Source organism: Bradyrhizobium liaoningense (assembly GCF_018130955.1).
GTDB classification, from domain to species: domain Bacteria; phylum Pseudomonadota; class Alphaproteobacteria; order Rhizobiales; family Xanthobacteraceae; genus Bradyrhizobium; species Bradyrhizobium liaoningense_C.
This window is the reverse complement of sequence record NZ_JAFCJM010000049.1, coordinates 14,584-38,003: the sequence shown is the minus strand read 5'-3', so window position 1 is coordinate 38,003 and position 23,420 is coordinate 14,584. Positions and strand designations below refer to the sequence as shown.

The following is a 23,420-nucleotide window of genomic DNA, read 5'->3' as shown; positions in this document are numbered from 1 at the left end:
GATTCGTGCCCGGCCGCCGGCGGAACAGCCGTCCCGGACCGTCACACGTCCGTCCCAATGCCCTGCTGGTCTGAACCCGGGCGTATCAGGCGCGTTGCAGTGCGCGAGATCGATCACAGGGTGGCGACATGGCTCAGGGCGGCGAAAACTGGTGGCGCGACGGCATCTTCTATCAGATCTACCCGCGCTCGTTTCAGGACAGCGATGGCGACGGGGTCGGCGACCTCACCGGCATTCTCAGGCGCCTGCCATACGTAAAATCGCTCGGCGTCGACGCGATCTGGCTGTCGCCGATCTTCCCTTCGCCGATGGCCGATTTCGGCTACGACATCTCGGACTATACCGGCATCGATCCGCTGTTCGGCACGATGGCGGATTTCGACGCGCTGCTCTCGGCCGCGCATGAGCACGGGCTGAAGCTGATCCTCGATCTCGTGCCCAATCACACCTCCGATCAGCATCCCTGGTTCGTCGAGAGCCGGTCCTCGCGCGATAATCCCAAGCGCGACTGGTACATCTGGCGCGACGGCAAGGAGAATGGCAGCCCGCCGAACAACTGGGTGTCGGAATTCGGCGGCAGCGCCTGGCAGTTCGATGAGGCGACCGGCCAATATTACTACCACGCCTTCCTCGCCCAGCAGCCCGATCTCAACTGGCGCAACCCGCAAGTCCGCGAGGCGATCTATGACGTGATGCGGTTCTGGCTGGAGAAGGGCGTTGACGGTTTTCGTGTCGACGTCATCTGGCACCTGATCAAGGACACCGAATTCCGCGACAATCCGCAAAACCCGCATTATGTCGAGGGCCGGCCGCCGCACGAGAAGATCCTGACGCAATATTCCACCGACCAGCCGGAGGTGCATGAGGTGATCGCCGAGATGCGGCGCGTCACCGACGCGTATCGCGCCCGCGTGCTGATTGGCGAGATCTATCTGCCGCTGCATCGGCTCATGGCCTATTACGGCAACGATCTCACCGGCGCGCAGATGCCGTTCAATTTTGCGCTGCTGTCGACGTTCTGGAGCGCGCGCGCGATCGAGACAATCATCGAGGACTACGAGAAGGCGTTGCCGAAGGGCGCTTGGCCGAACTGGGTGCTCGGTAATCACGATCGCCCGCGCGTCGCAAGCCGGGTCGGCTCCGAACAGGCGCGCGTCGCCGCCATGCTGCTCCTCACCTTGCGCGGCACGCCGACGCTCTATTATGGCGACGAGATCGGCATGCGGCAGGTCACGATCGCGCCGGAGGATGTGCGCGATCCCTTCGAGAAGAACGTGCCCGGCATCGGTGTCGGTCGCGACGGCTGCCGCACGCCGATGCAGTGGGATTCGTCGCCTTGTGCCGGTTTTTCCGGAGTCAAGCCGTGGCTGTCGCTGCCGGAGATCCATGTCCATGAGAACGTCGTCAACCTCGAAGCCGACGCGTTCTCGATCCTCAACCTCTACAAGCGCCTGATCGCCTTCAGGAAGCAATGTCCGCCGCTCGTTTCCGGCACCTATCGTCCGATCGCCGCGCAGGGCGATCTCCTGATCTATTGCAGGGAGTCCGATGGCGAGGCCGTGACCGTCGCCCTGAATCTCGGTGCAGAGCCGGTCGCGCTCACCACCAGCACGATCGGCGTCTGCAGCAAAATCCTGCTGTCGACCTATCTCGATCGCGAGGACGAGCGTCTCGAGGGCGTGCTGGACCTCCGCGGCAGTGAAGGCGTCATCATCGTGCCGCCGTCCTAGCTGTTTAGCTGTCGTCCTGGACAAGCGAAGCGCAGATCCAGGACCCCCGCGCGAGCGCTTGCGCTCGTCGCGATTACCACAGGGAGTAGTTTGGCGAAGACTGGTGGTCATCAGCTCACGCTACAACGGCCTCTTGGGGTAATGGGTCCTGGCTTTCGCCAGGACGACGCAGTTACTCATCCCTTTTGCTTGCCGCCACTCACCGTATGAGCATCGACATCGCTGCGCTTCAAAAGGTAGTCCAGCCCGCCGACGCGGTACCAGCGATAGCCGTAGGGCTCGAGCACGACCCGGTGCTGGCCGCGCTTGTCGGCGCGGCTGTGGTCTTCGGCGAGCAGGTTGATCAGGAGCGTTCCGGCGTCACCCGGCAGCTTGGTCGAGAACGCGATCTCGCGCGGCATCTCGTCGAGATTGTGCACGAACAGCACGGAGTTGTTGCGCCAGTCATAGCGGATGATGAAGACGGCGGGGTCGCGTATCGGGATGATGGTAAAATCGCCCCATCCGACCTCCGGCACTTCCTTGCGCATGCGGACGATGCGCTCGGTCCAGTTCAGCATGGAGTTCGGATCGCGCCGCTGCTTGGCGACGTTGACGTGGTCGAAGCCGTAGGGTCCCTTGTCGATCACAGGGCAGGCCGGCCTGTCGCTCTTGGTGAAGCCGCCATGAGGTTCAGTCGACCATTGCATCGGCGTGCGCGCGCAATTGCGTTCGGGCAGCGAGAGATCATCGCCCATCGCGATCTCGTCGCCATAGCGGATCACTGGCGTTCCCGGCAGCGTGCACATCAGGCTGTAGGCGAGCTCGAGCCGCCTGCGGTCGCCGCCCAGCATCGGTGCAAACCGCCGGCGAATGCCGCGGTCATAGAGCTGCATGTCCTCGTCGGGACCAAAACGCTTGAACACGAGATCGCGCTGCGCCTTGGTGAGGCGGCCGAGATCGAGCTCGTCATGGTTGCGCAGGAACAGGCCCCATTGTGCGGTGGCCGGACGCGGCCTGGTCGCCTTCAACGCCTTTGCCAGCGGCCGGGAGTCGCCTGACGCCAGCGCATAGAACAGGTGCTGGTTGACGTGAAAATTGAACATCATGTGCATGCGGTCGGCGTCGCGACCGAAATATTCCATGTCGGTCTCGGGCAGTACGTTGGCTTCCGCAAGGATGATCGCGTCGCCCTGCCGCCATTGCAGGAATTCGCGGAACGCGCGCAGCATGTCGTATTGTTCGACAGGCTTCTTCACCTTCGCGCCTTTGGTCGCGATCACGAACGGCACGGCATCCATCCGGAAGCCCGACACGCCGAGCTGGATCCAAAAACCCATGATCTTGAGGATCTCGGCCTGGACATGCGGGTTCGAGGTGTTGAGGTCGGGCTGGAAATCGTAGAAGCGGTGGAAGAACCAGGCGCCGGCCTCCTTGTCGCGCGTCCAGGTCGATTTCTGCACGCCGGGAAACACCATGCCCTTATTGGCATTCGCTGGCTTCTTGTCGGACCACACATACCAGTCGCGATAGGGTGAGTTCTTGTCGCGCCGCGCCTCCTTGAACCAGTGGTGCTGGTCGGAGGTGTGGTTGACGACGAGATCGATGATGATGCGGATACCGCGCTGCTTGCAGCCATGGGCGAACTCGACGAAGTCGCCGAGCGTGCCGTAGCGGGTATCCACGCTGTAATAGTCGGCGATGTCGTAGCCGTCGTCGCGGCCGGGCGAGGTCTGGAACGGCATCAGCCAGATCGTCGTGATGCCGAGACCGTGCAGATAATCCAGCCGGCGCAACAGCCCTTTGAAATCGCCGACACCATCGCCATTGGCGTCCATATAGGTGCTGACGGAAAGACAGTAGATGACGCCGTTCTTGTACCAGAGATCGTCGATCATGTAGGGCAGCCTCGGTCGGCCGCCTTGGTTCTGGCGGCTTCGTGATAAGCGCCCGAGAGAGGCGAGGTTCCCACCCACTGTCGTCCCGGGCTCGCGCTGCGCGCGCCCCGGAATGACGGGCACAACGGAATCGGCTAATCTCCCCCGATGGACTCCACCGCCCGCAACCTCGCCCTGGTCCCGCCGCCCGACGGCCGTCAATCCGAGACGGCGCTTGCGATCGCACGCGGCACGGCGCGGCTGTTGCGCTCGCTCGGTTTCACCTGCATCAGCGAATTGCCGCTGCCGTCAGGCCGCAGAGCCGATCTCGTGGCGCTGAACGAGCGCGGCGAGATCTGGATCGTCGAGATCAAGTCGTCGGTGGAGGATTTGCGCGCCGACCAGAAATGGCAGGACTACCGCGCCCATTGCGACCGGCTGTTCTTCGCCTTCACGCAGGACCTGCCTTGCGAGATCTTTCCCGAAGGCACCGGGTTGATCATCGCGGATGCCTATGGCGCGCATCTGCATTGCGAGGCGCCCGAGCACAAGCTCGCCGCCGCCACCCGCAAGCAGATGACGGTGCGCTTTGCCATGGCGGCTGCACTCCGGATCAACCGCCTGGTCGATCCGCAAGGGCACGCGGAGTTTTGGGAGTAGGGGCTTCGAACGCGGAATCCGTAGGGTGGGCAAAGCGTAGCGTGCCCCCGGTCAGATCTGAAGCAGAAATGGTGGGCACTGCGCTTCGCGCCTTTGCCCACCCTACGAATTCAGCAAAAGCTGTATCCCCGTCATCCTGAGGTGCGAGGCATGCGGCGCGATGCGCCGCATGGGGAGCCTCGAAGGATGAACGGCCGGGATGCAGCCGGGCCGTCGCCCTTCGAGGGCCGCTGAAGAAGCGGCCACCTCAGGGTGACGGCGAAAGATGATCGATCGTGGAAATCAGCGCGGCGCGCGCTTCGCCAGAATTCGTTGCAACGTCCGCCGGTGCATGTTGAGACGGCGCGCGGTTTCCGAGACGTTGCGGTTGCACATCTCGTAGATGCGCTGGATGTGCTCCCAGCGCACGCGGTCGGCCGACATCGGATTCGCCGGCAGCTCGGACTTTTCCGTCCCGGTCGAGAGCAGGGCTGCGACCACGTCGTCGGCGTCAGCAGGTTTTGAGAGATAGTCGATCGCGCCCATCTTCACCGCGGTCACCGCGGTGGCGATGTTGCCATAACCCGTGAGCACGATGGCGCGCGCCTCGGGGCGCTTCTTCTTCAGCGCCGAGACGACGTCGAGGCCGTTGCCGTCGCCGAGCCGCAGATCCACCACCGCGAAGGCGGGCGCGGCCTTGCCGATCTGAGCCAATCCATCCGACACGGTGTCACACGACGTCACGGTGAATCCGCGCGTCTCCATGGCGCGCGACAGCCGCTCCAGAAACGGCTTGTCGTCTTCCACGATCAGAAGCGAACGGTCGCTCTGTTCATTCAGTTCGGCGATGGCGTTCAAGGGTTTTTCCTCTCTCCAACGCGTCTACATATGGCGTCACAATCGCACGCTGCCAAGGCCGCCAATGGTCGACCGGCCGCTTTGTGCGACGCAAGGTCGCGGTCTATCCTATTGTTTCTTCGAGCGTCTCGATAGCCTCAAAACGCTCGCGCGGCCACGCGATCTGCACCACGGCGCCGTGTTCCGGAAACATCCGATTGGTAAACGACACCTTGGCGCCGGTCCGCTCAAGTAACGTACGCGCGATGAACACGCCAAGGCCGAGGCCACGGCGTTCGCTGCCGCTTTCGTCCTGCGGCCGCCGCCGCGAGAGATAGGGCTCGCCGATCCGGTGCAGGAGATCCGGCGGAATGCCGGGGCCGTCGTCGGAGATCACGATCTCGATCGTGTCGTTGTTCCACCAGGCGTTCACCTCGACGGTGGTGTGGGCGAAATCGACGGCATTTTCGACGATATTGCCGACACCATAAAGGACAGCCGGATTGCGCGAGCCGACCGGTTCCGCGGCCGCGGCGAGCGCGATCCTGACCTTGATGGCAACGCCGAAATCGCGGTGCGGGGCCACCACCTCCTCGATCAGCTCGGACACCTTCATCCGGTCGAACGGCGCGCCGGTCGAGGACAATTGGGTGATCTTGCTCAGGATGTCCCGGCACCGTTGCGTCTGCTCGCGCAAGGTCTTGAGGTCGCCGACGAGGGCGGGGTCCTTCACCGTCTTCTCGAGCTCGCGCGAGATCAGGAAGATCGTTGCGAGTGGCGTCCCGAGCTCATGCGCTGCGGCGGCAGCGAGTCCGTCGAGCTGGGTCAAATGCTGCTCGCGCGTCAGCACCAGCTCGGTCGCGGCGAGCGCATCTGCGAGCTTGCGTGCCTCCTCCGTCACCTGGAAGGAGTAGAGGCTGGTGACGCCGATCGCGAGCACGATCGAGAGCCAGACGCCGACCAGATAGATCGGCGGCAGCACCAGCGGGTCGTCGGAATCCCACGGCAACGGCAGGTGATAGAAGACCAGGATGGAGGCGCAGGCGACCGCGAGCAGGCCGAGGCCGAAGGTCAGCCGCGCCGGCAGCGCGGTGGCCGAGATCAGCACCGGCGCCAGGAACAGGAACGAGAACGGGTTCTGCAGGCCCCCGGTAAAGAACAGCAGTCCGGCCAGTTCCACGATATTGAGCGCGAGCAGGCCGGCTGCCTGCACCGGCTCCAGCCGCTGCATCGGATTGACAGCCATTTGCAGCGCCAGATTGAGCGCCGCCGACAGCCCGATGATGGTGACGCAAGGGATGATCGCGACGTTGAATTCGAGCCCCTGCGCCACGATGAAGATGGCGGCGAGCTGGCCGAGCACCGCAAGCCAGCGCAGCCGCAGGATCGTATCCAGGCGGATGTGTCGCTGCGGATGGCGAAACTCGGAGGCGGCAATTTCGGTCATGGCAGCCAATCTAACGATGCGCGGGCGCGATCACAAACATGGCGGCCGCGAGTTCAACCTCTCCCGCTTGCGGGAGAGGTCGCGCCGGAGGCGCGGGTGAGGGTTCTCTCCTCTTGGGGGTTCTCGATTGCGGAGACACCCTCTCCCCGACCCTCCCCCGCAAGCGGGGGAGGGAGCGCACCGCCTTCGCGGCAACGATCACGCCTCACCTCGTCATCCCTGAGTCAAGTCTTGCACTCCGCGCTGCAATAGCAGAAGAACGGCCAGCATGACCGAGAATGACAAGGCTTCAAGCTGGCCGACTGTCGCGGATCGCAGGCTCGCCGCGGCCATCGAGGTCGATCGTCTGGTCAAGGTCTACAAGCAGACCCGCGCCGTCGACGGCATCTCGTTTTCGTTGTCCCGCGGCAGCATCACCGGCCTGCTCGGCGGCAACGGCGCCGGCAAGACCACCACGATCGCAATGATCATGGGCCTGGTGCTGCCGACCTCGGGCAAGGTGGCGGTGCTCGGCCATCGGATGCCGGACGAGAGCGCCGAGGTGCTGGGGCGGATGAATTTCGAGAGCCCCTATGTCGACATGCCGATGCGCCTCACGGTGCGGCAGAACCTGACGATCTTCGGCAAGCTCTATGCGGTGAAGAACCTCACCGAGCGCATCGCGCGGCTTGCCGACGATCTCGACCTCACCGAATTTCTCGACCGCGCCAATGGCAAGCTTTCCGCCGGGCAGAAGACCCGCGTTGCGCTCGCAAAGGCCCTGATCAACGAGCCCGAGCTGTTGCTGCTGGACGAGCCGACCGCCTCGCTCGATCCGGATACGGCCGATTGGGTGCGGGCGCATCTGGAGACTTATCGGAAGGCCAATGACGCCACCATCCTGCTCGCTTCGCACAACATGCTCGAGGTCGAGCGTCTCTGCGATCGCGTCATCATCATGAAGCGCGGCCGCATCGAGGACGATGATACGCCCGACGCCATCATGGCGCGCTACAATCGCACGACGCTGGAAGAGGTGTTTCTGGACGTCGCGCGTGGGCGAGTTCAGGAGACGCTGCGATGAACGGGCTCACGCTGCACCGCGGCCTGGCGATGCATCGCATCAACGCGATGATCCTGCGCTACTGGTATCTGTTGCTGTCGTCCTGGCCGCGGCTCCTGGAGCTGTTGTACTGGCCGATCCTCCAGATCATCACCTGGGGCTTCCTTCAGCTCTACATCGCTGAGAACGCAAACTTCTTCGCGCGCGCCGGCGGCACGCTGATCGGCGCCGTCATCCTCTGGGACATCCTGTTCCGCGGCCAGCTCGGCTTCTCGATCTCCTTCCTGGAGGAGATGTGGTCGCGCAACATCGGCAATCTCATGATGAGCCCCTTGAGGCCGATCGAGTTTCTGCTCGCGCTTATGATCATGAGCCTGATCCGGCTCGCCATCGGCATCATTCCGATGACGCTGCTGGCGCTGTTCCTGTTTCACTTCAATCTCTACAGCCTCGGCCTGCCGCTGATCCCGTTCTTCTGCAACCTGATCTTCACGAGCTGGTCGGTCGGCATCTTCGTGTCGGGCCTGGTGCTGCGGAACGGCCTCGGCGCCGAAAGCATCGTCTGGACGCTGATGTTCGCGCTGATGCCGCTCGCCTGCATCTACTATCCGGTCAGCGTGCTGCCCGTCTGGCTGCAATACGTCGCCTGGGCGCTGCCGCCGACCTACGTGTTCGAGGGCATGCGGGCGCTGTTGATCGAAAACACCTTCCGGACCGACCTCATGCTGGATGCACTTCTCATCAATGGCCTCCTGTTGGTTGCATCTTTTGGGGCATTCCTTGCCCTTTTGCGCAGCGCCAAAAAACATGGCTCGCTGCTGTCCGGGGGCGAATAGCGCAACTTTTCCCGTGAATTCCGACTCATTTTTGCGTCTTGAGCACGTAGATGTACGGAACCGTGCATTGACGCAATATTGCGCATTCGGCAGTATGCTGCGATGCGAGAGGATCAACGATAATGCCCATTGGTGAGTTTGGCGGCGCACCGCCCTTAGTGGCCGAAGGCAGTCCGGTATTAACGACGCCGATGTACTGGATGTACGAGATGGCGCACGCCTCTCTCAATCCGGCACGCGCGGTCACCGATGCCACCAAGATCCTGTTTCAAAATCCGCTGAACCCCTGGTCGCACACCGATGTCGGCAAGTCGCTGGCGGCGGCCTGCGAATTGTTCGAGCGCACCACGCGCCGCTACGGCAAGCCGGAATGGGGCCTCAACGACACCGAGGTCAACGGCATCCGCGTCCCCGTCGAGGTTCGCCCGGTCTGGGAAAAGCCGTTTTGCCGGCTGCTCTATTTCGATCGCAAGTTCACCCGTCCGTTGCGCAGCCCGCAGCCGCGCGTGCTGATCGTGGCGCCGATGTCCGGCCACTATGCCACGCTGCTGCGCGGTACGGTCGAGGCCTTCCTGCCGGCGCATGAGGTCTACATCACCGATTGGGCCGACGCCCGCATGGTGCCGCTCAGCGAGGGCCGTTTCGACCTCGACGACTACATCGACTACGTCATCGAGATGCTGCACGTGCTCGGCGGCAACACCCATGTGATGGCGGTGTGCCAGCCCTCGGTTCCTGTCGTGGCGGCCGTCTCGATCATGGAAGCGCAGCGCGATCCCTTCGTGCCGACCTCGATGACGCTGATGGGTGGCCCGATCGACACCCGCCGCAATCCGACCGCGGTGAACAAGCTCGCCGAAGAGCGCGGCATCGACTGGTTCCGCAATCACGTCATCACCAAGGTGCCGTTCCCGCATCCGGGCATGATGCGCGACGTCTATCCGGGATTCTTGCAGCTCAACGGCTTTATCAGCATGAATCTCGACCGCCACATGGACGCCCACAAGCAGCTCTTTGCACATCTCGTGAAGGGCGACGGCGACCTTGCTGACAAGCACCGTGACTTCTACGACGAGTATCTCGCGGTGATGGACCTCACGGCGGAGTATTATCTCCAGACGGTCGACACCGTGTTCGTGAAGCACGCGCTGCCGAAGGGCGAGATGACCCACCGCGGCACACGCGTAGATCCGTCCAGGATCACGCGCGTCGCGCTGATGACGGTGGAAGGCGAGAACGACGACATTTCCGGCCTCGGTCAGACCGAAGCCACGCATGGTTTGTGCAACTCGATCCCCGAACATCGCCGCGTGCACTACGTGCAGAAGGGTGTCGGACATTACGGCGTGTTCAACGGCTCGCGCTTCAAGTCGGAAATCGTGCCGCGCATCCACGATTTCATGATCTCGGCGGCGAATCCGAAGGCTTCGCTCGCCGCGGCGGCCGAATAGGCGAAAAATCCCGCCGATATCGTGGAGTTTTGGCCTCGTCCGACCGTGTCGGGAGGCCAAAATCCAGTCCAGATTCGCGGTATTTAGGTAGCGTTATAGGAGTGAGTCCGCCCTCAGCCTTTGGGGAGGCCGCATGCGCCTGGAGCGGGCGAAAAAAGCCGGTTCCAACCCCAGCCTGTAGGGCCTCGGCACGCTTGAACCCCTGTATATTGGGCAAATGATTTGTTTTTGCGCCGAGCGCTTTCCCTGGCGGCGGTTATGGCAGAATCCGGGCGAACTTCTCCTCCCCGGACTGACAGACATGGCCACTCGCGCGCTCCTTTATCGGCGGCCTCACGAACCCTCGACTCTCCTGATCAAGCATGGGTCGCAATATTTTGCGATCCGGCTGCGCCGGCACCGTCGCGCGCGCCGTTACACGCTGAGAATCCATCCCAGCGATCGCGAAGCCATCCTCACCATGCCGCCACGCGGCACGCTGGCCGATGCGCGCGACTTCGCGCAGCGTCACGGCGGCTGGATCGCGGCGCGCCTCGGGCGTTTGCCGAAGGCGGCGCCGTTCCAGGCGGGCACGGTGATACCGCTCCGCGGCGTGCCGCACCGGATCGTGCATCGCGCCGGCGAGCGCGGCACGGTGTGGACCGAGATGCGCGACAGCGGCGAACGGATTATCTGCGTCGCCGGCGGTTACGAGCACATCGACCGCCGCGTCCATGACTGGCTCAAGCGCGAGGCGCGCCACGATTTGCAGCGTTCGGCGGAGGTCTATGCCGCCGAGCTCGGAGTCAGGGTCAAGCGGCTCTCGATCCGCGACCAGTCCAGCCGTTGGGGTTCCTGCACCTCGGCAGGCTCGCTGTCGTTCTCCTGGCGCCTGATCCTCGCGCCGCCCTTCGTGCTCGACTATCTCGCCGCCCACGAAGTCGCCCATCTCGTCGAGATGAACCACTCGCCGCGATTCTGGCGCGTATGTGGGAAGGTGTGCCCGTCGATGGAGCGCGCCAAGAAGTGGCTCGATACGTACGGCAACGATCTGCACCGCTACGGGATCGAGGATTAGCTCTTTCGTTGCCAGCCACAATTGACGCCGTCATCGCCCGCGAAGGCGGGCGATCCAGTATTCCAGAGGCCGTGACGCGATACGGATAAGCCGCGGCGTACTGGATTCCCCGCTTTCGCGGGGAATGACAGTCGAATTTGCGGCAATGTCAGCGTTTGCCCTGACCTCTCAATTGCTTCGTCGAAATCCACCGCGCTTCACGCCGAAAACCACCGGCTACTTTGCATGGGGTTGTTTTCGAGCTTTTTTATTGGAGGCCCGGTTTCGGCGCGCTTCAGGCCGCTATCTGTTTCCGCCGAACAGCCGGTCCATCAGCCAGCCATCGAGGCCTGCGGCCGGCTCCGGCCGCACATTGGTGCGGGTCGGCGAGGGACGGTAGCCGCCACTGACCGGCGCTGATGGCGTGGGCGCGGAGACTTGCGAGGCCGCCTGCGCGAGGTTCGACAGGCCCCAGCCGCCTTGCACGTTCGGCAAGGCCGCGACCGGCACTCCCTCATGGGCCGTGCGCATGAAGCGGGTCCATACTTCCACCGGCAGGCCGCCGCCGGTCGCCTTCTTGGTCGGCGAGTTGTCGTCATTGCCGAGCCAGACGCCGGTGACGAGGTTGGCCGTATAGCCGATGAACCAGGCGTCGCGGTAATCCTGGCTGGTGCCGGTCTTGCCGGCGGCCGGCCAGCCGGGGATATCAGCCTTCTTCGCGGTGCCGGAGATCAGCGTCTCCCGCATCATGCTGTTCATCATCGCAACCGCGCGCGGCTCGATCACCTGATTGCGCTCCTCAGGCTGGCGCATGTAGAGCAGCTTGCCGTCCTGGGTCTTGATCCGCGTCACCACATGCGGCGACACCGCGAGCCCGCCATTGGCGAACGGCGCATAGGCGCCGACCAGCTCGACGACAGAGACTTCCGAGGTGCCGAGCGCGATCGAGGCATTGGGCTCGAGCTTTGAGGAGATGCCGAGCCGGTGCGCGGTACGCACCACGTTCTTCGGCCCGACCTCGAGGCCGAGGCGGATCGCGACCGTGTTGAGCGACATCGCGAGCGCCTGCGTCAGCGTCACCGCGCCAAAGTATTCGTGGGTGTAGTTCTCGGGCCGCCAGCCCTTCACTTCGATCGGCGCATCCTGGCGGATGGTATCGGGCGTCAGCCCCTGCTCGATCGCGGTCAGATAGACGAACGGCTTGAACGAGGAGCCCGGCTGCCGTTTCGCGGTGACGGCGCGGTTATACTGGCTCTCCGCATAGTTTCGGCCGCCGACCAAGGCACGCACGGCGCCGTCGGGCGTCATCGCCACCAGCGCGCCCTGGCTGACATTGAACTTCACGCTCTTGGCGGCGAGCTCGTCGATGATGGCGGCCTCCGCCACGCTCTGGAGCTTTGGATCGATCGTGGTCTGAACCACGATGCTCTGGTCGATCTGGCCGACGAGATCGTCCAGGACCTCGCCGATCCAGTCGGCGACGTAGTTGACGGTGCCGGCGCCGGCCGGCTTCACATTGTAGGAGGGATGGCCGATCGAGGCTTGGGCCTGCGCTTCCGTGATGAACTTTGCGTCCGCCATCGCCGCCAGCACGACTTGCGCCCGCTGCTCGGCACCTTCGGGATTGCGGTTCGGCGCGAGGCGCGACGGCGATTTGACGAGACCGGCGAGCATCGCGGCTTCCGCAATCGTGACGTTCTTGGCCGACTTGCCAAAATAGCGCTGCGCGGCGGCCTCGACGCCATAGGCGCCGGAGCCGAAATAGACGCGGTTGAGATAGAGCTCGAGGATCTCGTTCTTGGAATGCTTGCGCTCCAGCCAGAGCGCGAGCTCGGCCTCCTGCAGCTTGCGCTGCATCGTGCGCTCCTGGGTCAGGAACAGGTTTTTGGCGAGCTGCTGCGTCAGCGTCGAGCCGCCCTGCGAGACGCCACGATGCATGACGTTGGTGACGAGCGCGCGTGCGATGCCGACCGGGTCGATGCCGAAATGCGAATAGAAGCGGCGGTCCTCGATGGCGATAAACGCTTTCGGCAAGTAGGGCGGCAAATCCTTCAGCGCGACATTGGCGCCGGCCATCTCGCCGCGCTGGGCCAGCACGCTGCCGTCGATGCCGACGATCTGGATGGTCGGCGGCCGTTTGGGGATTTCCAGGGACTGCAGCGGCGGCAGATGCGCGCCGACCCAGATCACGACGCCGATCACGGCGATCGCGCCCCAGAGGCCGAGCACTGCGCCCCAGTAGACCAGGCGGCCGATGCCGGCGCGCAGGCGCGACTTCGACCGGCGTTTCGAGCCGCTGCGGCTCGGTGCTGGTTTTCGCTCGCGCGGTGGCTCGCTGCCGGGATCGTCGCTCTTGCGCTTGGCGGACGATTGGCTGGTAGATTTCCTGGGCTTGTCTTCGGCGTTGGGGATGCGGTCGGCGGCGGTCAGGCGCAGATCGGCCAGCGCCGCAGGCAGACCGAAGAGCGGCTCCTTGCGTCCACCGCCTTTTTTCTTCGTCCACGCCATACGCAAAACGCCCGGTCAGCCTGCCCCGCTGCACGCTAGCGATGGCTGTTTAAGGCCCGGTTACGCAAAGCTTAACGCGGCATTAGGAGCTGCGGCGGCGGTTCCATCGCGCTAGGATCGGCGCATCAAAAAGAAGAGGAAATCCGCATGGGCCATATCGATCCGACCAAGGACGTTTTTGCGCAATTCCGGGAGAACGACCGCCCCGGCCCGATCCACATGCTTAATCTGGTCCGGCTGCGGAAGCAGGCCGCTTATCCCGATGGCCGGAAAGCTTCCGGCGCGGAAGCCTATGCCGCCTATGGCCGCGAGAGCGGCCCGGTGTTCGAGCGCCTCGGCGGCCGCATCGTCTGGCAGGGCCGTTTCGAGCTGATGCTGATCGGCCCAAGTGAGGAGCGCTGGGACCATTGCTTCATCGCCGAATACCCAAGCGTCGCCGCCTTCGTCGAAATGATCCGCGACCCCGTCTATCGCGAGGCGGTCAAGCACCGCCAGGCCGCGGTGGAAGATTCGCGGCTGATCCGCCACGCCGTGCTGCCGGTCGGCAAGAATTTTGGCGAGGTGCCGGCCTAACATCGTCATTCCGGGGCGATGCGAAAGCATCGAACCCCATTGCGCAATTGCGCAATGGGGAATCTCGAGATTCCGGGTCTGGCGCTTACGCGCCATCCCGGAATGACGGAGTGACGACTAACCCGCCGGACCCGCGTCCTCCAGGATCGGGCCAAAGAGCTCCCAGCGCTCGCCGTTGAACTTCATCATCTGCAACTGCTTGTTGACGCGATAGTCGGTCGGCGAGGTATTGACCGTGATGCCCGGCAGCAGCAGATCGAGCTGAACGTTCTTGAGGCTGGTTGCCACCTTCATGACGTTCTCGCGGGTGAGATCGTCGCCGCACTTCTGCAGCACATAGACCATCAACTGCGAGGTCATGTAGCCATAGGAGTTGAAGCTCGAGTCCTTGTCGCCATCGGGATAGTACTTGGCCATGAACTCGAAGTACTTCTTCATGCTCGGATCGTCCTTCCAGGTCGGATCGAGCGGGTCCTTGCCGTAGTTGACGCTGATCACGCCCTTGGAGGCTTCGAGGCCTGCCGGCTTCATCACGGCGCCGACCGAGGTGGCGTTGATGTCGAGGATGTGCACCGGCTTCCACGCCAGTTCGTTGATCTTCTTGATCGCCTGCGCCGCCTGCTTCGGCGTGGTCGCCGAGAAGAACAGGTCCGCGCCCGCGTCCTTGATCTTGAGGACCTGCGAATCGATGGTCGGGTCGGAGACTTCGTAGGAAGCTTCCGCCACGATCATCTTCGCCGCCTTGTCGCCGAGGCCGGCCTTGATGCCGTTCAGGTAGTCTTTTCCAAGGTCGTCGTTCTGATAGAGAATGCCGATCTTGGCGTTCGGGTACTCCTTGATGATGTACTGGCCGTAGATGCGGCCCTCGACGAAGTAGTTCGGATTGAAGCCCATCGTCCACGGGAAGTTCTTCGGGTCGGTGAACTTCGAGGCGCCGGTCGCCGCGAAGAGCTGCGGCACCTTCTTGGCGTTGAGATATTTCTGCACGGCGGCATTCGACGGCGTGCCGAGCAGCTGGAAGGTGAGCAGCACCTCGTCGCTCTCGACCAGCTTGCGAACCTGCTCGACCGCCTTGGGCGGCGAGTAGGCGTCGTCATACTGGATGAGGTTGATCTTGCGGCCGTTGATGCCGCCCTGATCGTTGATCATCTTCATATAGGCAGCCTGGGTCTTGCCGATCGTGGCATAGGCCGAAGCGGGTCCGCTGAACGGGTTGGTCTGGCCAATCTTGATCTCGGTGTCGCTGGCGCCCGGGTCATATTTCTTCTGGGCACTGGCTGCCGAGACCGACAGCCCCAAGGCCAGCGCCGTGCCGGTCACCAGATGCAAAACTCTGTTCCTCATCGCAATTTCCTCGTTTGTTATCGCCGATGATCTGTCCGGCCGGCTGCTGCGGCTCGGCGGACGTCATCGCTGGCGTGATAGTGGAGGAGTGGTTGCTGCGATGCAAGGTGGCTGGTCGGGCAGGGCGGCGACTTTAGTCGCACGGTGACGCGGAGAGGCCGAAGGCGAGCGCCGTCGTTACGGCCAAGAAGGCTCCACGGTTCCTGTTCATCTTGGGATCTTCCTCCTGACGGAATTTTGCCGATGGTCTTTATCCCGCTGATTGCAACGGTTGCCATCGCGGTCGAAGATTGTGGAGGAAGGTCAGGCACTGTGCAAGGATCGCGACGTCGTGTCGACGCGCCTCAGGCGAAATACAGTGCGATGAGCGCAATTGCTGCCGGCAGCGCCTGCACGAACAGGATCCGCCTGCTCACGGTCGCTGCGCCATAGAGGCCCGCCACGATCACGCACAGCAGGAAGAATGCCTTGATCTGGAATGCGAAGGCCGGATTGCCGTGGACGAGGCCCCAGACGAGGCCGGCTGCCAGGAAGCCGTTATAGAGCCCCTGATTGGCGGCGAGCACCTTGGAAATTTCGGCCTTCTCCGGTGTCTGGCGAAATACCTTGAGGCCGAGCGGCTTGGTCCAGAGGAACATCTCGAGGATCAGAAAGAAGACGTGCAGGGCTGCGACGAGTGCAACAAGAAGATTGGCGATCCAGATCAATGTGTCCCCCAACGACGAATTATCAGACGGATCAGGTTTCGGGTGGACGATAGCACGCGCGCGATGGAAAGTGCGACCGTCCGTCGCTTTCGCTGATGTCCCGATGCCTGCACGCTTCACTGATTCTTCCGAACGTTTTGGTCTCGGCCGGTTGAAGACGCCGATCGGCACCGTCTTGCTCGTCACCGATGCCGATGGCGTGCTGTGTGCGCTCGACTGGGAGGACTACGAGCATCGGATGCGCGAGCTGTTGCGCCTGCAGCATGGCGCTGTCGATTTGCACACGCAGCGCGCACCGTCCGCACTACGCGCCGCGCTGTCAGGCTATTTCGACGACGATCTCGCGCAGCTCAAGGCGATCGCATGGCGCGTCGCCGGCACGCCATTCCAGCGCAAGGTCTGGACCGCGCTCGCCAAGATTCCCGTCGGGACCACCATGAGCTACGCCGCACTCGCCGCGCGGCTCGACGTACCCAGGGCGGTGCGTGCTGTCGGCCATGCCAACGGCTCCAACCCGATCAGCGTGGTGCTGCCTTGTCATCGCCTGATCGGCGCCGATGGTTCGCTGGTGAAATACGGCGGTGGCCTTGAGCGCAAGCGCTGGCTGCTCAGGCATGAGGGCGTGGAGGTTTAGAGGACGCGAGCGCCTGTCTCTCCTCCTCGTCATTCCGGGGCGCGACGAAGTCGCGAGCTATGATGCGCAATTGCGCATCTGAGGATCCATTTATCCGCGGTGTTTGTGGTGAGATGGATTCCGGGCTCGCCGCTGCGCGGCGCCCCGGAATGACGAAGTAACCTCACGCCGCCGGCTGAACTGTCTTCTCGCCCGCGATCACGTGGACCAGCGCGCTCTTGATCGCGGCTTGCCGCGTCGGGGCGTTGATCTGCGCGCCGAGCAGGTCGGTGACGTAGAACACGTCGCGTGCCCGCTCGCCGAAGGTCGCGACATGCGCCGACGCAATGTTGAGGTTGAGCTTGGAGAGCCCGGTGGTCAGCTCGTAGAGCAGGCCGGGCCGGTCGAGGCCGGAAACCTCGATCACGGTGTAGCGGTCGGACCATTGGTTGTTGATGATCACCTCCGGCTCGATCACGAACGGACGCGCCTTGCTGCGCACGGCGCGTCGCGCCACCACTTCGGGCAGGCGCAGCTTGCCTTCGAGCACGTCCTCGATCATCTCGCCGATCCGCGTGGCACGCCGGCCCTCGTCCTCGTCGCGGTCGTATTCCCGGGAGATCGAGATGGTGTCGAGCGCGCGGCCGTCCGTCGTGGTGTAGATCTGCGCGTCGACGATGTTCGCGCCGGCTGACGCGCAGGCGCCCGCGATGATCGACAGCAGCCAGGGATGGTCGGCGGCAAAAATCGTGAGCTCGGTGACGCCGCGCACCTCGTCGAAGCCGACATTGATCGCGAGCTTGTGGCCGGCCTGCTCGCTCGACCGCACGAAGCGGGCGTGGCGGATCTTTCGCGGCAGCTCGACCTTGAGCCAATAGGCCGGATAGTGTCGGCCGATATAGGCGTCGAGTTCGTCCTTGGGCCATTCGGCAAAGGCCATGCGGAATTCGGCATGCGCCGCCGCGAGCCGCTTGCCGCGGTCCACCTCCGAGAAGCCGCCCGTGAGCACTGGCTCGGTCTCGTAATAGAGCGAGCGCAAAAGCTGCGCCTTCCAGCCGTTCCACACGCCGGGGCCGACGCCGCGGATGTCGGCGGTGGTCAGGATGGTGAGCAGCTTCATCTGTTCGACCGACTGCACCACGGCGGCAAAATTCTCGATCGTCTTGCGATCCGAGAGGTCGCGCGACTGCGCGACCGTGGACATGGTGAGGTGCTCCTCGATCAGCCATGCCACGAGCTCGGTATCGGCCGGGCTGAAGCCGAGCCGCGGGCAGAGCCGGCGCGCCACCTTGGCGCCCGCAATCGAGTGATCCTCCGGCCGCCCCTTGGCGACGTCGTGCAACAGCGTTGCGATGTAGATCACCGGCCGGTGCTCGGGCCGGGTCTTGCGGAAGAGGTCGCTGGCGAGCGTAAACTCCTCGATGCCGCCGCGCTCGATGTCCTGGAGGAAACCGATGCAGCGGATCAGATGCTCGTCGACCGTATAGTGATGATACATGTTGAACTGCATCATCGAGACGATCTTGCCGAAGGCGCGGATGAAATGGCCGAGCACGCCGGTCTCGTTCATCCGCCGCAGCACGGTCTCCGCGTCGTTGGAGGTCAAAATCTCCATGAAGAGACGGTTGGCTTCCGGGTTCTCGCGAAGCTGCGCGTTGATCAGGTTGAGCGAGCGCGTCACGGTGCGCATCGCGTCGGGATGGAAGGCGAGGTTGTTCTTCTGCGCCAGGCGGAAGATGCGGATCAGGTTGACCGGATCGTGCTTGAAGACGTCGGGCGCGGCGAGGTTGATGCGGTTGTTGTCGACGATGAAGTCGTCGCTGTCGGGCACGCGCCGCTTCACGGTGCTCGGTCGCAGCCGCGCCATCACCCGGCTCAGCACCGGCGCGGGCTTGGCCTGCTGATCCTCCAGTTTTGCGCACAGGATGGCGGTGAGGTTGCCGACCTCCTTCGCCACCAGGAAGTAGTGCTTCATGAAGCGCTCGACATCCTGCATGCCCGGATGCGAGGTGTAGCCGAGCCGCACGGCGATCTCGCGCTGCAGGTCGAAGGACAGCCGCTCCTCGGCGCGGTTGCAGAAGAAGTGCAGATTGCAGCGCACCGACCAGAGGAAATCCGCGCAGCGGCGGAAGGTGCGATACTCCTGCGCATCGAACACGCCGCGCTCGACCAGTTCGTCGGTGTCGCGCACGCGGTAGACGTATTTCGCGATCCAGAACAGCGTATGCAAATCGCGCAGGCCGCCCTTGCCGTCCTTGACGTTCGGCTCGACCAGGTAGCGCGACTGGCCGCCGCGGCGGTGGCGCTCCTCGCGCTCGGCGAGCTTTGCGGTGACGAATTCCGACGCGGTGCCCTGCACCACTTCCTTGTCGAACCGCTCGACCAGCTCGTCATAGAGCGGCTGGTCGCCGGTGAGGAAGCGCGTCTCCAGGATCGCGGTGCGGATCGTCATGTCGCCGCGCGCCTGGCGGATCGATTCGTCAACCGAGCGCGTGGCGTGGCCGACCTTCAATCCCATGTCCCAGAGGCAATAGAGGATGGCCTCTGCGACCTGCTCACCCCAGGCGGTCTGCTTGTAGGGCAGGATGAACAGGAGATCGATGTCGGATTCCGGCGCCATCAGGCCGCGGCCATAGCCGCCGGTTGCCACCACGGCCATGCGCTCGGCCCCGGTCGGGATCGGCGAGCGGTAGAGATGGCGGGTCGCCGCCGAGAACAGGATGCGGATGATCTCGTCCTGCACGAAGCAGAGCCGCTCGGCGCAGTGCCGGCCGTGGCGGTCCCGGAGCAAGATCGCTTGCGCCTTCGCGCGCGCCGCGATCAGCTCGGCCTTGAGCAGTTGCGCGACCGCGGAGCGGAACGCGTCCTCTCGGCCCTCATGCTTCTCGGCGAGCGCATCGACTGCGGCGGTGACCCGCGCGCTGTCGAAACGATCGTCCACCTCGTGCTTTTGGTCGGTCGCGACGCTATCCATGGATCAATTCGAATATAAGAGGCGGCGGGCGCTGTCACGAGACATTCGTGGAAGGCGATGGGGAGTTGTCCGCCGGCGATTCGGAGGCTCGGCGCCCACCTTCCGGGCGCGCATGTAACTTTTTGAATTTAATGAGCTTTTTAGCTGGCTGCCGCGCCGCTCATGGCAGCTTCGACCAATCATGGGCTGACACGAAACCGATCGCCTTCTATACCCGCCGGGCAGCCAACGACATTTGGGGAGGACTTAGGAATGGACGCCGCCGAACTGCGCCAGATGCAGGCCCCGATCAAGGACCGCTACAAGACCGATCCGAAGACGGCGTTGATCACGCTGAAAGCGAAGGGATCGACCGACAGCGACGGCATCGCCTGCAAGGTCGAGACCGGCCGCGCGCTCGCGGTCGCTGGCCTCCACCCGGCTACCGGCGGGTCCGGGCTCGAGCTCTGCTCCGGCGACATGTTGCTGGAGGCGCTGGTCGCCTGCGCCGGCGTCACGCTGAAATCGGTCGCGACTGCGATCGAGGTGCCGCTGAAGACGGGAAATGTTTATGCCGAGGGCGATCTCGACTTCCGCGGCACGCTCGGCGTCGACAAGGAGACCCCGGTCGGGTTTGCCGAGATTCGCCTCCGCTTCGAGGTCGACACGCCGGCGCCGCAGGACAAGCTCGATCTCTTGCTGAAGCTCACCGAGCGCTATTGCGTGGTCTATCAGACCATCAAGAACGGCCCGAAGATCTCGGTATCGATGCAAAGGATGTAGCTGCCACCTCTCCCATAGGGAGAGGTCGCGCCGAAGGGCGCGGGTGAGGGGCTGCGCTCTCTTGTGGGACTTGAAGCCCTCACCCGATTTGCTGCGCAAATCGACCTCTCCCTACGGGAGAGGTGAACGAGCCCCCGCGGATAGTTCGCCCCAACAAAATTCAGCCGCTAAATGCCCCCAGAACTCGTCTTCCTCCTCACGCTTGTCCTGCGCATGGCGATCACGGCGGCGTTCGTCGTGACGGCGTCTGTGATCACCGAGCGTTCGGGGCCGGTGATCGGCGCGCTGGTGGCGACGCTGCCGATTTCGGCAGGTCCCTCCTACGTCTTCCTGGCGCTCGACCATGACGCGGCCTTCATCGCGCAAGGCGCGCTCGCGAGCCTCCCCGTCAATGCCGCGACCATCGTGCTCGGGCTCACCTATGTCGTGCTGGCGCAGCGGAACAATCTCTTGATCAGCTGCGGCGTTGCGGTCGCGATCTGGATCGCGCTCGCCTCGATCATCCGGATGTTCGACTGGTCGCTGACGGCCGGCCTCGCCATCAACCTGGTGGCGTTCGGCATCTGCATTCCGCTGCTCGCGCGCTACCGCCATGTGAAGATGCCGCTGGTGACGCGGCGCTGGTACGACGTGCCCTTGCGCGCCTCGCTGGTGGCGACCCTGGTCGCGATCGTGGTCTCGACCTCGGGCTGGGTGGGGCCGAAGGTCAGCGGTATCATCGCGCTCTATCCGATCGTCTTCACCAGCATGATGATCATCCTGCATCCGCGCATCGGCGGCCCGCCGACCGCCGCGGTGCTTGCGAATGCGGCCTGGGGCCTGCTCGGCTTCGGCATGGCGATCGCGGTGCTGCACGTCGCGGTTGCGCAATTCGGCTCGACGATCGGACTCAGTCTTGCACTCACCACGTGCATCACCTGGAATCTGACGTTGTGGCGGATTGGCCGGAGGAGGCTTTCACTGAACCGCAAGTAGTCCCGACGAAGATTTCGCGGAAAAGCCAGCCGGTATTTTTCCGGTGATCCAATGCCTGTTTCCGATATCGCCGTTAATTTAATCTTTGTGCCTCGCCGATAATCATAATCGTCGTTCGCCATTTCCGCCATCGTACGGAGATCGGCATCAAGTCGGCCCCGCGTTGTGTAATGGGGGCTGCAAGTTCAGCCAGTAGACCCGAGCGATCGGTCCGCCGACAGCTCCAATTGCTTCTCGTCGAGGACGTCTGCAACCGCGGGCGGCCCGACCAATGGCCACGTTTTGATCTGGAGATCGTTTCGATGTTTGGTCGTAAGCCCCATGGAGATGCCTACACGTTTCTCGCGGCCAAAGTGGTCGATGCAAACATCATGATCGCGGACGAAAATCTGAACATCGTCTATGTGAACGATGCCGTGAAGAGACTGCTCCGAGAAGCCGAAGCTGATTTGAAGAAGGAGCTTCCGAAGTTCAGTGTCGACAATCTGGTCGGAACGAACATCGACGTCTTTCACAAGAACCCAAGCCATCAGCGGCGGATGCTCGAAGCGCTCAACGCGAAGCACCGTGCCACGATAAGTGTCGGCAAGTGGTCTTTCGACCTCGTCGCGACACCCTTGAAGCATCCCGACGGGAAGCGCGCGGGCACGGTGGTCGAATGGGCCGACGCGTCGGTTCGCCTGCAAAACCTGAGCTATGCCGCGCAGGCAGCAGCCATTAGCCGCGCGCAAGCGGTGATCGAATTCGATCTCGACGGCAACATCATCACCGCCAACGACAATTTCTTGAATACGCTCGGCTACTCCCTGGACGAGATTCGCGCCAGGCATCACAGCCTGTTCATGCCGCAGGCTGAGCGCGACAGCCCCGCATACCGGGAGTTCTGGGCTGCGCTCCGCCGTGGCGAGCTTCAGGCCGGCGAATTCAAGCGCATCGGCAAGGGTGGCAAGGAGGTCTGGATCCTTGCCTCCTACAATCCGGTGCTGGACGAGAGGGGCAAGCCGTTCAAGGTCGTCAAGTTTGCGACCGACGTGACACAACAGAAGCTGAGAACCGCCGACCTCGCGGGCCAGATCGCGGCGATCGACAAGGCGCAGGCGGTGATCGAGTTCAACATGGACGGCACGATCGTCACGGCCAACGGCAACTTCCTCGGTGCACTCGGCTATTCGCTGGCCGAGATCAAGGGCAGGCATCACAGCATGTTCGTCGAACCGTCGGAGCGCGACAGCTCCGGCTATCGCGAGTTCTGGGCCGCGCTCAACCGCGGCCAGTACCAGGCGGCCGAATACAAGCGCATCGGCAAGGGCGGCAAGGAAGTCTACATCCAGGCGTCCTACAACCCGATCCTCGATCTCAACGGCAAGCCGTTCAAGGTCGTCAAATACGCCACCGACACCACCAAGCAGGTGCTGGTCCGCATGGGCAATGAGCGCGTCCGTGGCATGATGGAATCGGTCGCCGCCGGCTCCGAGGAACTCAACGCCTCGGTGCGGGAGATTTCGGAGGCGATGACCAAGTCGCGCGAGACGGCGATGAGCGCGGTGGACCAGGTCGCCTCGGCCGACCAGCAGGCGCAGCGCCTGACCGAGGCCGCGCAGTCGATGAGCGGCATCGTCGAGATGATCAACAACATCACCGGTCAGATCAACCTGCTGGCGCTCAACGCCACGATCGAGTCCGCGCGCGCGGGCGAAGCGGGCCGGGGCTTTGCGGTGGTCGCCTCCGAGGTCAAGAGCCTTGCCAACCAGGCCAAGCAGGCGACCGACAAGATCGGCCAGGAGATCGGCAGCCTCAACGGCATCTCCGGCGACGTCGTGAGCGCGCTCTCCTCGATCAAGCAGGCGATCAACAATGTCAGCGAATACGTCACCTCGACGGCGGCCGCGATCGAGGAGCAGAGCACGGTGACGAACGAGATGTCGACCAGCATGCAGCGTGCCGCCGCGGAAGCCGCCGCGATCGCGGCGAGGGCGTAGCAGGCCCGCAGAAGCATGGGAACCGTAGGGTGGGTTAGCGCAGCGTAACCCACCTCTTTGGTTTCCAGTTGGCAGAGAAGCGGTGGGTTACGCCGAGCGGACTGCGCTTCG

Annotated in this window: 18 protein-coding genes; 11 read left to right on the top strand and 7 right to left on the bottom strand. The window is 63.6% G+C overall.

From position 1 onward, the window contains the following. The first annotated feature begins 128 nt into the window (after positions 1 to 128). A complete protein-coding gene (locus JQ632_RS29300) occupies positions 129 to 1,730 on the top strand; it encodes an alpha-amylase family glycosyl hydrolase (protein ID WP_212406124.1) in 1,602 nt (533 codons plus the stop codon). Between the two features lie 176 nt (positions 1,731 to 1,906). On the opposite strand, the gene JQ632_RS29295 is transcribed toward JQ632_RS29300, so the two are convergent. Beyond that, positions 1,907 to 3,607 (bottom strand): alpha-amylase family protein, encoded by a 1,701-nt coding sequence (locus tag JQ632_RS29295; RefSeq protein ID WP_212406123.1) that lies wholly within the window; start codon positions 3,605 to 3,607, stop codon positions 1,907 to 1,909. Positions 3,608 to 3,754: 147 nt separating this feature from the next. Here JQ632_RS29295 and JQ632_RS29290 point away from each other — a divergent pair, with 147 nt between their 5' ends. Beyond that, positions 3,755 to 4,246: an MmcB family DNA repair protein gene (locus JQ632_RS29290; protein WP_212406122.1), complete on the top strand. Its 492-nt coding sequence runs from the start codon at positions 3,755 to 3,757 to the stop codon at positions 4,244 to 4,246. A gap of 282 nt (positions 4,247 to 4,528) precedes the next feature. On the opposite strand, the gene JQ632_RS29285 is transcribed toward JQ632_RS29290, so the two are convergent. Together JQ632_RS29285 and JQ632_RS29280 are read right to left on the bottom strand one after the other, a co-directional pair. Beyond that, positions 4,529 to 5,083 (bottom strand): ActR/PrrA/RegA family redox response regulator transcription factor, encoded by a 555-nt coding sequence (locus JQ632_RS29285; RefSeq protein ID WP_212406121.1) that lies wholly within the window; start codon positions 5,081 to 5,083, stop codon positions 4,529 to 4,531. Between the two features lie 103 nt (positions 5,084 to 5,186). Next, positions 5,187 to 6,509, bottom strand: a complete 1,323-nt coding sequence (locus JQ632_RS29280) for an ActS/PrrB/RegB family redox-sensitive histidine kinase (protein WP_212406120.1) — start codon at positions 6,507 to 6,509, stop codon at positions 5,187 to 5,189. Between the two features lie 268 nt (positions 6,510 to 6,777). Here JQ632_RS29280 and JQ632_RS29275 point away from each other — a divergent pair, with 268 nt between their 5' ends. The 4 genes from JQ632_RS29275 to JQ632_RS29260 all read left to right on the top strand — a co-directional run bounded on the left by JQ632_RS29275 (position 6,778) and on the right by JQ632_RS29260 (position 10,895). Next, positions 6,778 to 7,572 carry an ABC transporter ATP-binding protein gene (locus JQ632_RS29275; RefSeq protein WP_212406119.1) on the top strand — a complete coding sequence of 265 codons (795 nt, stop codon included), beginning with the start codon at positions 6,778 to 6,780 and terminating at the stop codon, positions 7,570 to 7,572. Next, the gene (locus tag JQ632_RS29270; RefSeq protein WP_212406118.1) at positions 7,569 to 8,387 is read left to right on the top strand and encodes an ABC transporter permease; all 819 of its coding nucleotides are present in this window, start codon (positions 7,569 to 7,571) and stop codon (positions 8,385 to 8,387) included. Before JQ632_RS29275 ends, JQ632_RS29270 begins: the two co-directional genes overlap by 4 nt. Positions 8,388 to 8,509: 122 nt before the next feature. Next, complete coding sequence (locus JQ632_RS29265; RefSeq protein ID WP_212406117.1) at positions 8,510 to 9,838, top strand: polyhydroxyalkanoate depolymerase; 1,329 nt, start codon at positions 8,510 to 8,512, stop codon at positions 9,836 to 9,838. Between the two features lie 217 nt (positions 9,839 to 10,055). Beyond that, entirely contained in the window at positions 10,056 to 10,895 is an 840-nt protein-coding gene (locus JQ632_RS29260) for a M48 family metallopeptidase (protein WP_212406116.1), read from the top strand. A gap of 282 nt (positions 10,896 to 11,177) precedes the next feature. Here JQ632_RS29260 and JQ632_RS29255 read toward each other — a convergent pair whose 3' ends face one another. After that, the gene (locus JQ632_RS29255) at positions 11,178 to 13,382 is read right to left on the bottom strand and encodes a transglycosylase domain-containing protein (protein WP_212406115.1); all 2,205 of its coding nucleotides are present in this window, start codon (positions 13,380 to 13,382) and stop codon (positions 11,178 to 11,180) included. 147 nt (positions 13,383 to 13,529) lie between these two features. Here JQ632_RS29255 and JQ632_RS29250 point away from each other — a divergent pair, with 147 nt between their 5' ends. Beyond that, on the top strand, positions 13,530 to 13,955 hold the full coding sequence (locus JQ632_RS29250; RefSeq protein WP_212406114.1) for a DUF1330 domain-containing protein: 426 nt from the start codon (positions 13,530 to 13,532) through the stop codon (positions 13,953 to 13,955). 117 nt (positions 13,956 to 14,072) lie between these two features. Here the strand turns inward: JQ632_RS29250 and JQ632_RS29245 are convergent, their stop codons facing one another. Both JQ632_RS29245 and JQ632_RS29240 read right to left on the bottom strand, forming a co-directional pair. Then, positions 14,073 to 15,299 carry an ABC transporter substrate-binding protein gene (locus JQ632_RS29245; RefSeq protein WP_212406113.1) on the bottom strand — a complete coding sequence of 409 codons (1,227 nt, stop codon included), beginning with the start codon at positions 15,297 to 15,299 and terminating at the stop codon, positions 14,073 to 14,075. A 344-nt stretch (positions 15,300 to 15,643) separates the two neighbouring features. Further along, positions 15,644 to 15,937, bottom strand: coding sequence for a DUF1304 domain-containing protein (locus JQ632_RS29240; RefSeq protein ID WP_249152614.1), 294 nt, complete (start codon positions 15,935 to 15,937; stop codon positions 15,644 to 15,646). Positions 15,938 to 16,109: 172 nt separating this feature from the next. Between JQ632_RS29240 and JQ632_RS29235 the strand changes: the two genes are divergently transcribed. Then, positions 16,110 to 16,640: a methylated-DNA--[protein]-cysteine S-methyltransferase gene (locus JQ632_RS29235; protein ID WP_212406111.1), complete on the top strand. Its 531-nt coding sequence runs from the start codon at positions 16,110 to 16,112 to the stop codon at positions 16,638 to 16,640. A gap of 163 nt (positions 16,641 to 16,803) precedes the next feature. Here the strand turns inward: JQ632_RS29235 and JQ632_RS29230 are convergent, their stop codons facing one another. Beyond that, a complete protein-coding gene (locus JQ632_RS29230) occupies positions 16,804 to 19,593 on the bottom strand; it encodes a [protein-PII] uridylyltransferase (RefSeq protein ID WP_212406110.1) in 2,790 nt (929 codons plus the stop codon). A gap of 252 nt (positions 19,594 to 19,845) precedes the next feature. Between JQ632_RS29230 and JQ632_RS29225 the strand changes: the two genes are divergently transcribed. From JQ632_RS29225 to JQ632_RS29215, 3 genes are all read left to right on the top strand, one after another. Next, positions 19,846 to 20,355, top strand: a complete 510-nt coding sequence (locus JQ632_RS29225) for an OsmC family protein (RefSeq protein WP_212406109.1) — start codon at positions 19,846 to 19,848, stop codon at positions 20,353 to 20,355. Between the two features lie 171 nt (positions 20,356 to 20,526). Next, on the top strand, positions 20,527 to 21,330 hold the full coding sequence (locus tag JQ632_RS29220; protein ID WP_212406108.1) for a hypothetical protein: 804 nt from the start codon (positions 20,527 to 20,529) through the stop codon (positions 21,328 to 21,330). 302 nt (positions 21,331 to 21,632) lie between these two features. Beyond that, positions 21,633 to 23,309, top strand: a complete 1,677-nt coding sequence (locus tag JQ632_RS29215; protein ID WP_212406107.1) for a PAS domain-containing methyl-accepting chemotaxis protein — start codon at positions 21,633 to 21,635, stop codon at positions 23,307 to 23,309. The last annotated feature ends 111 nt before the right edge of the window (positions 23,310 to 23,420 follow it).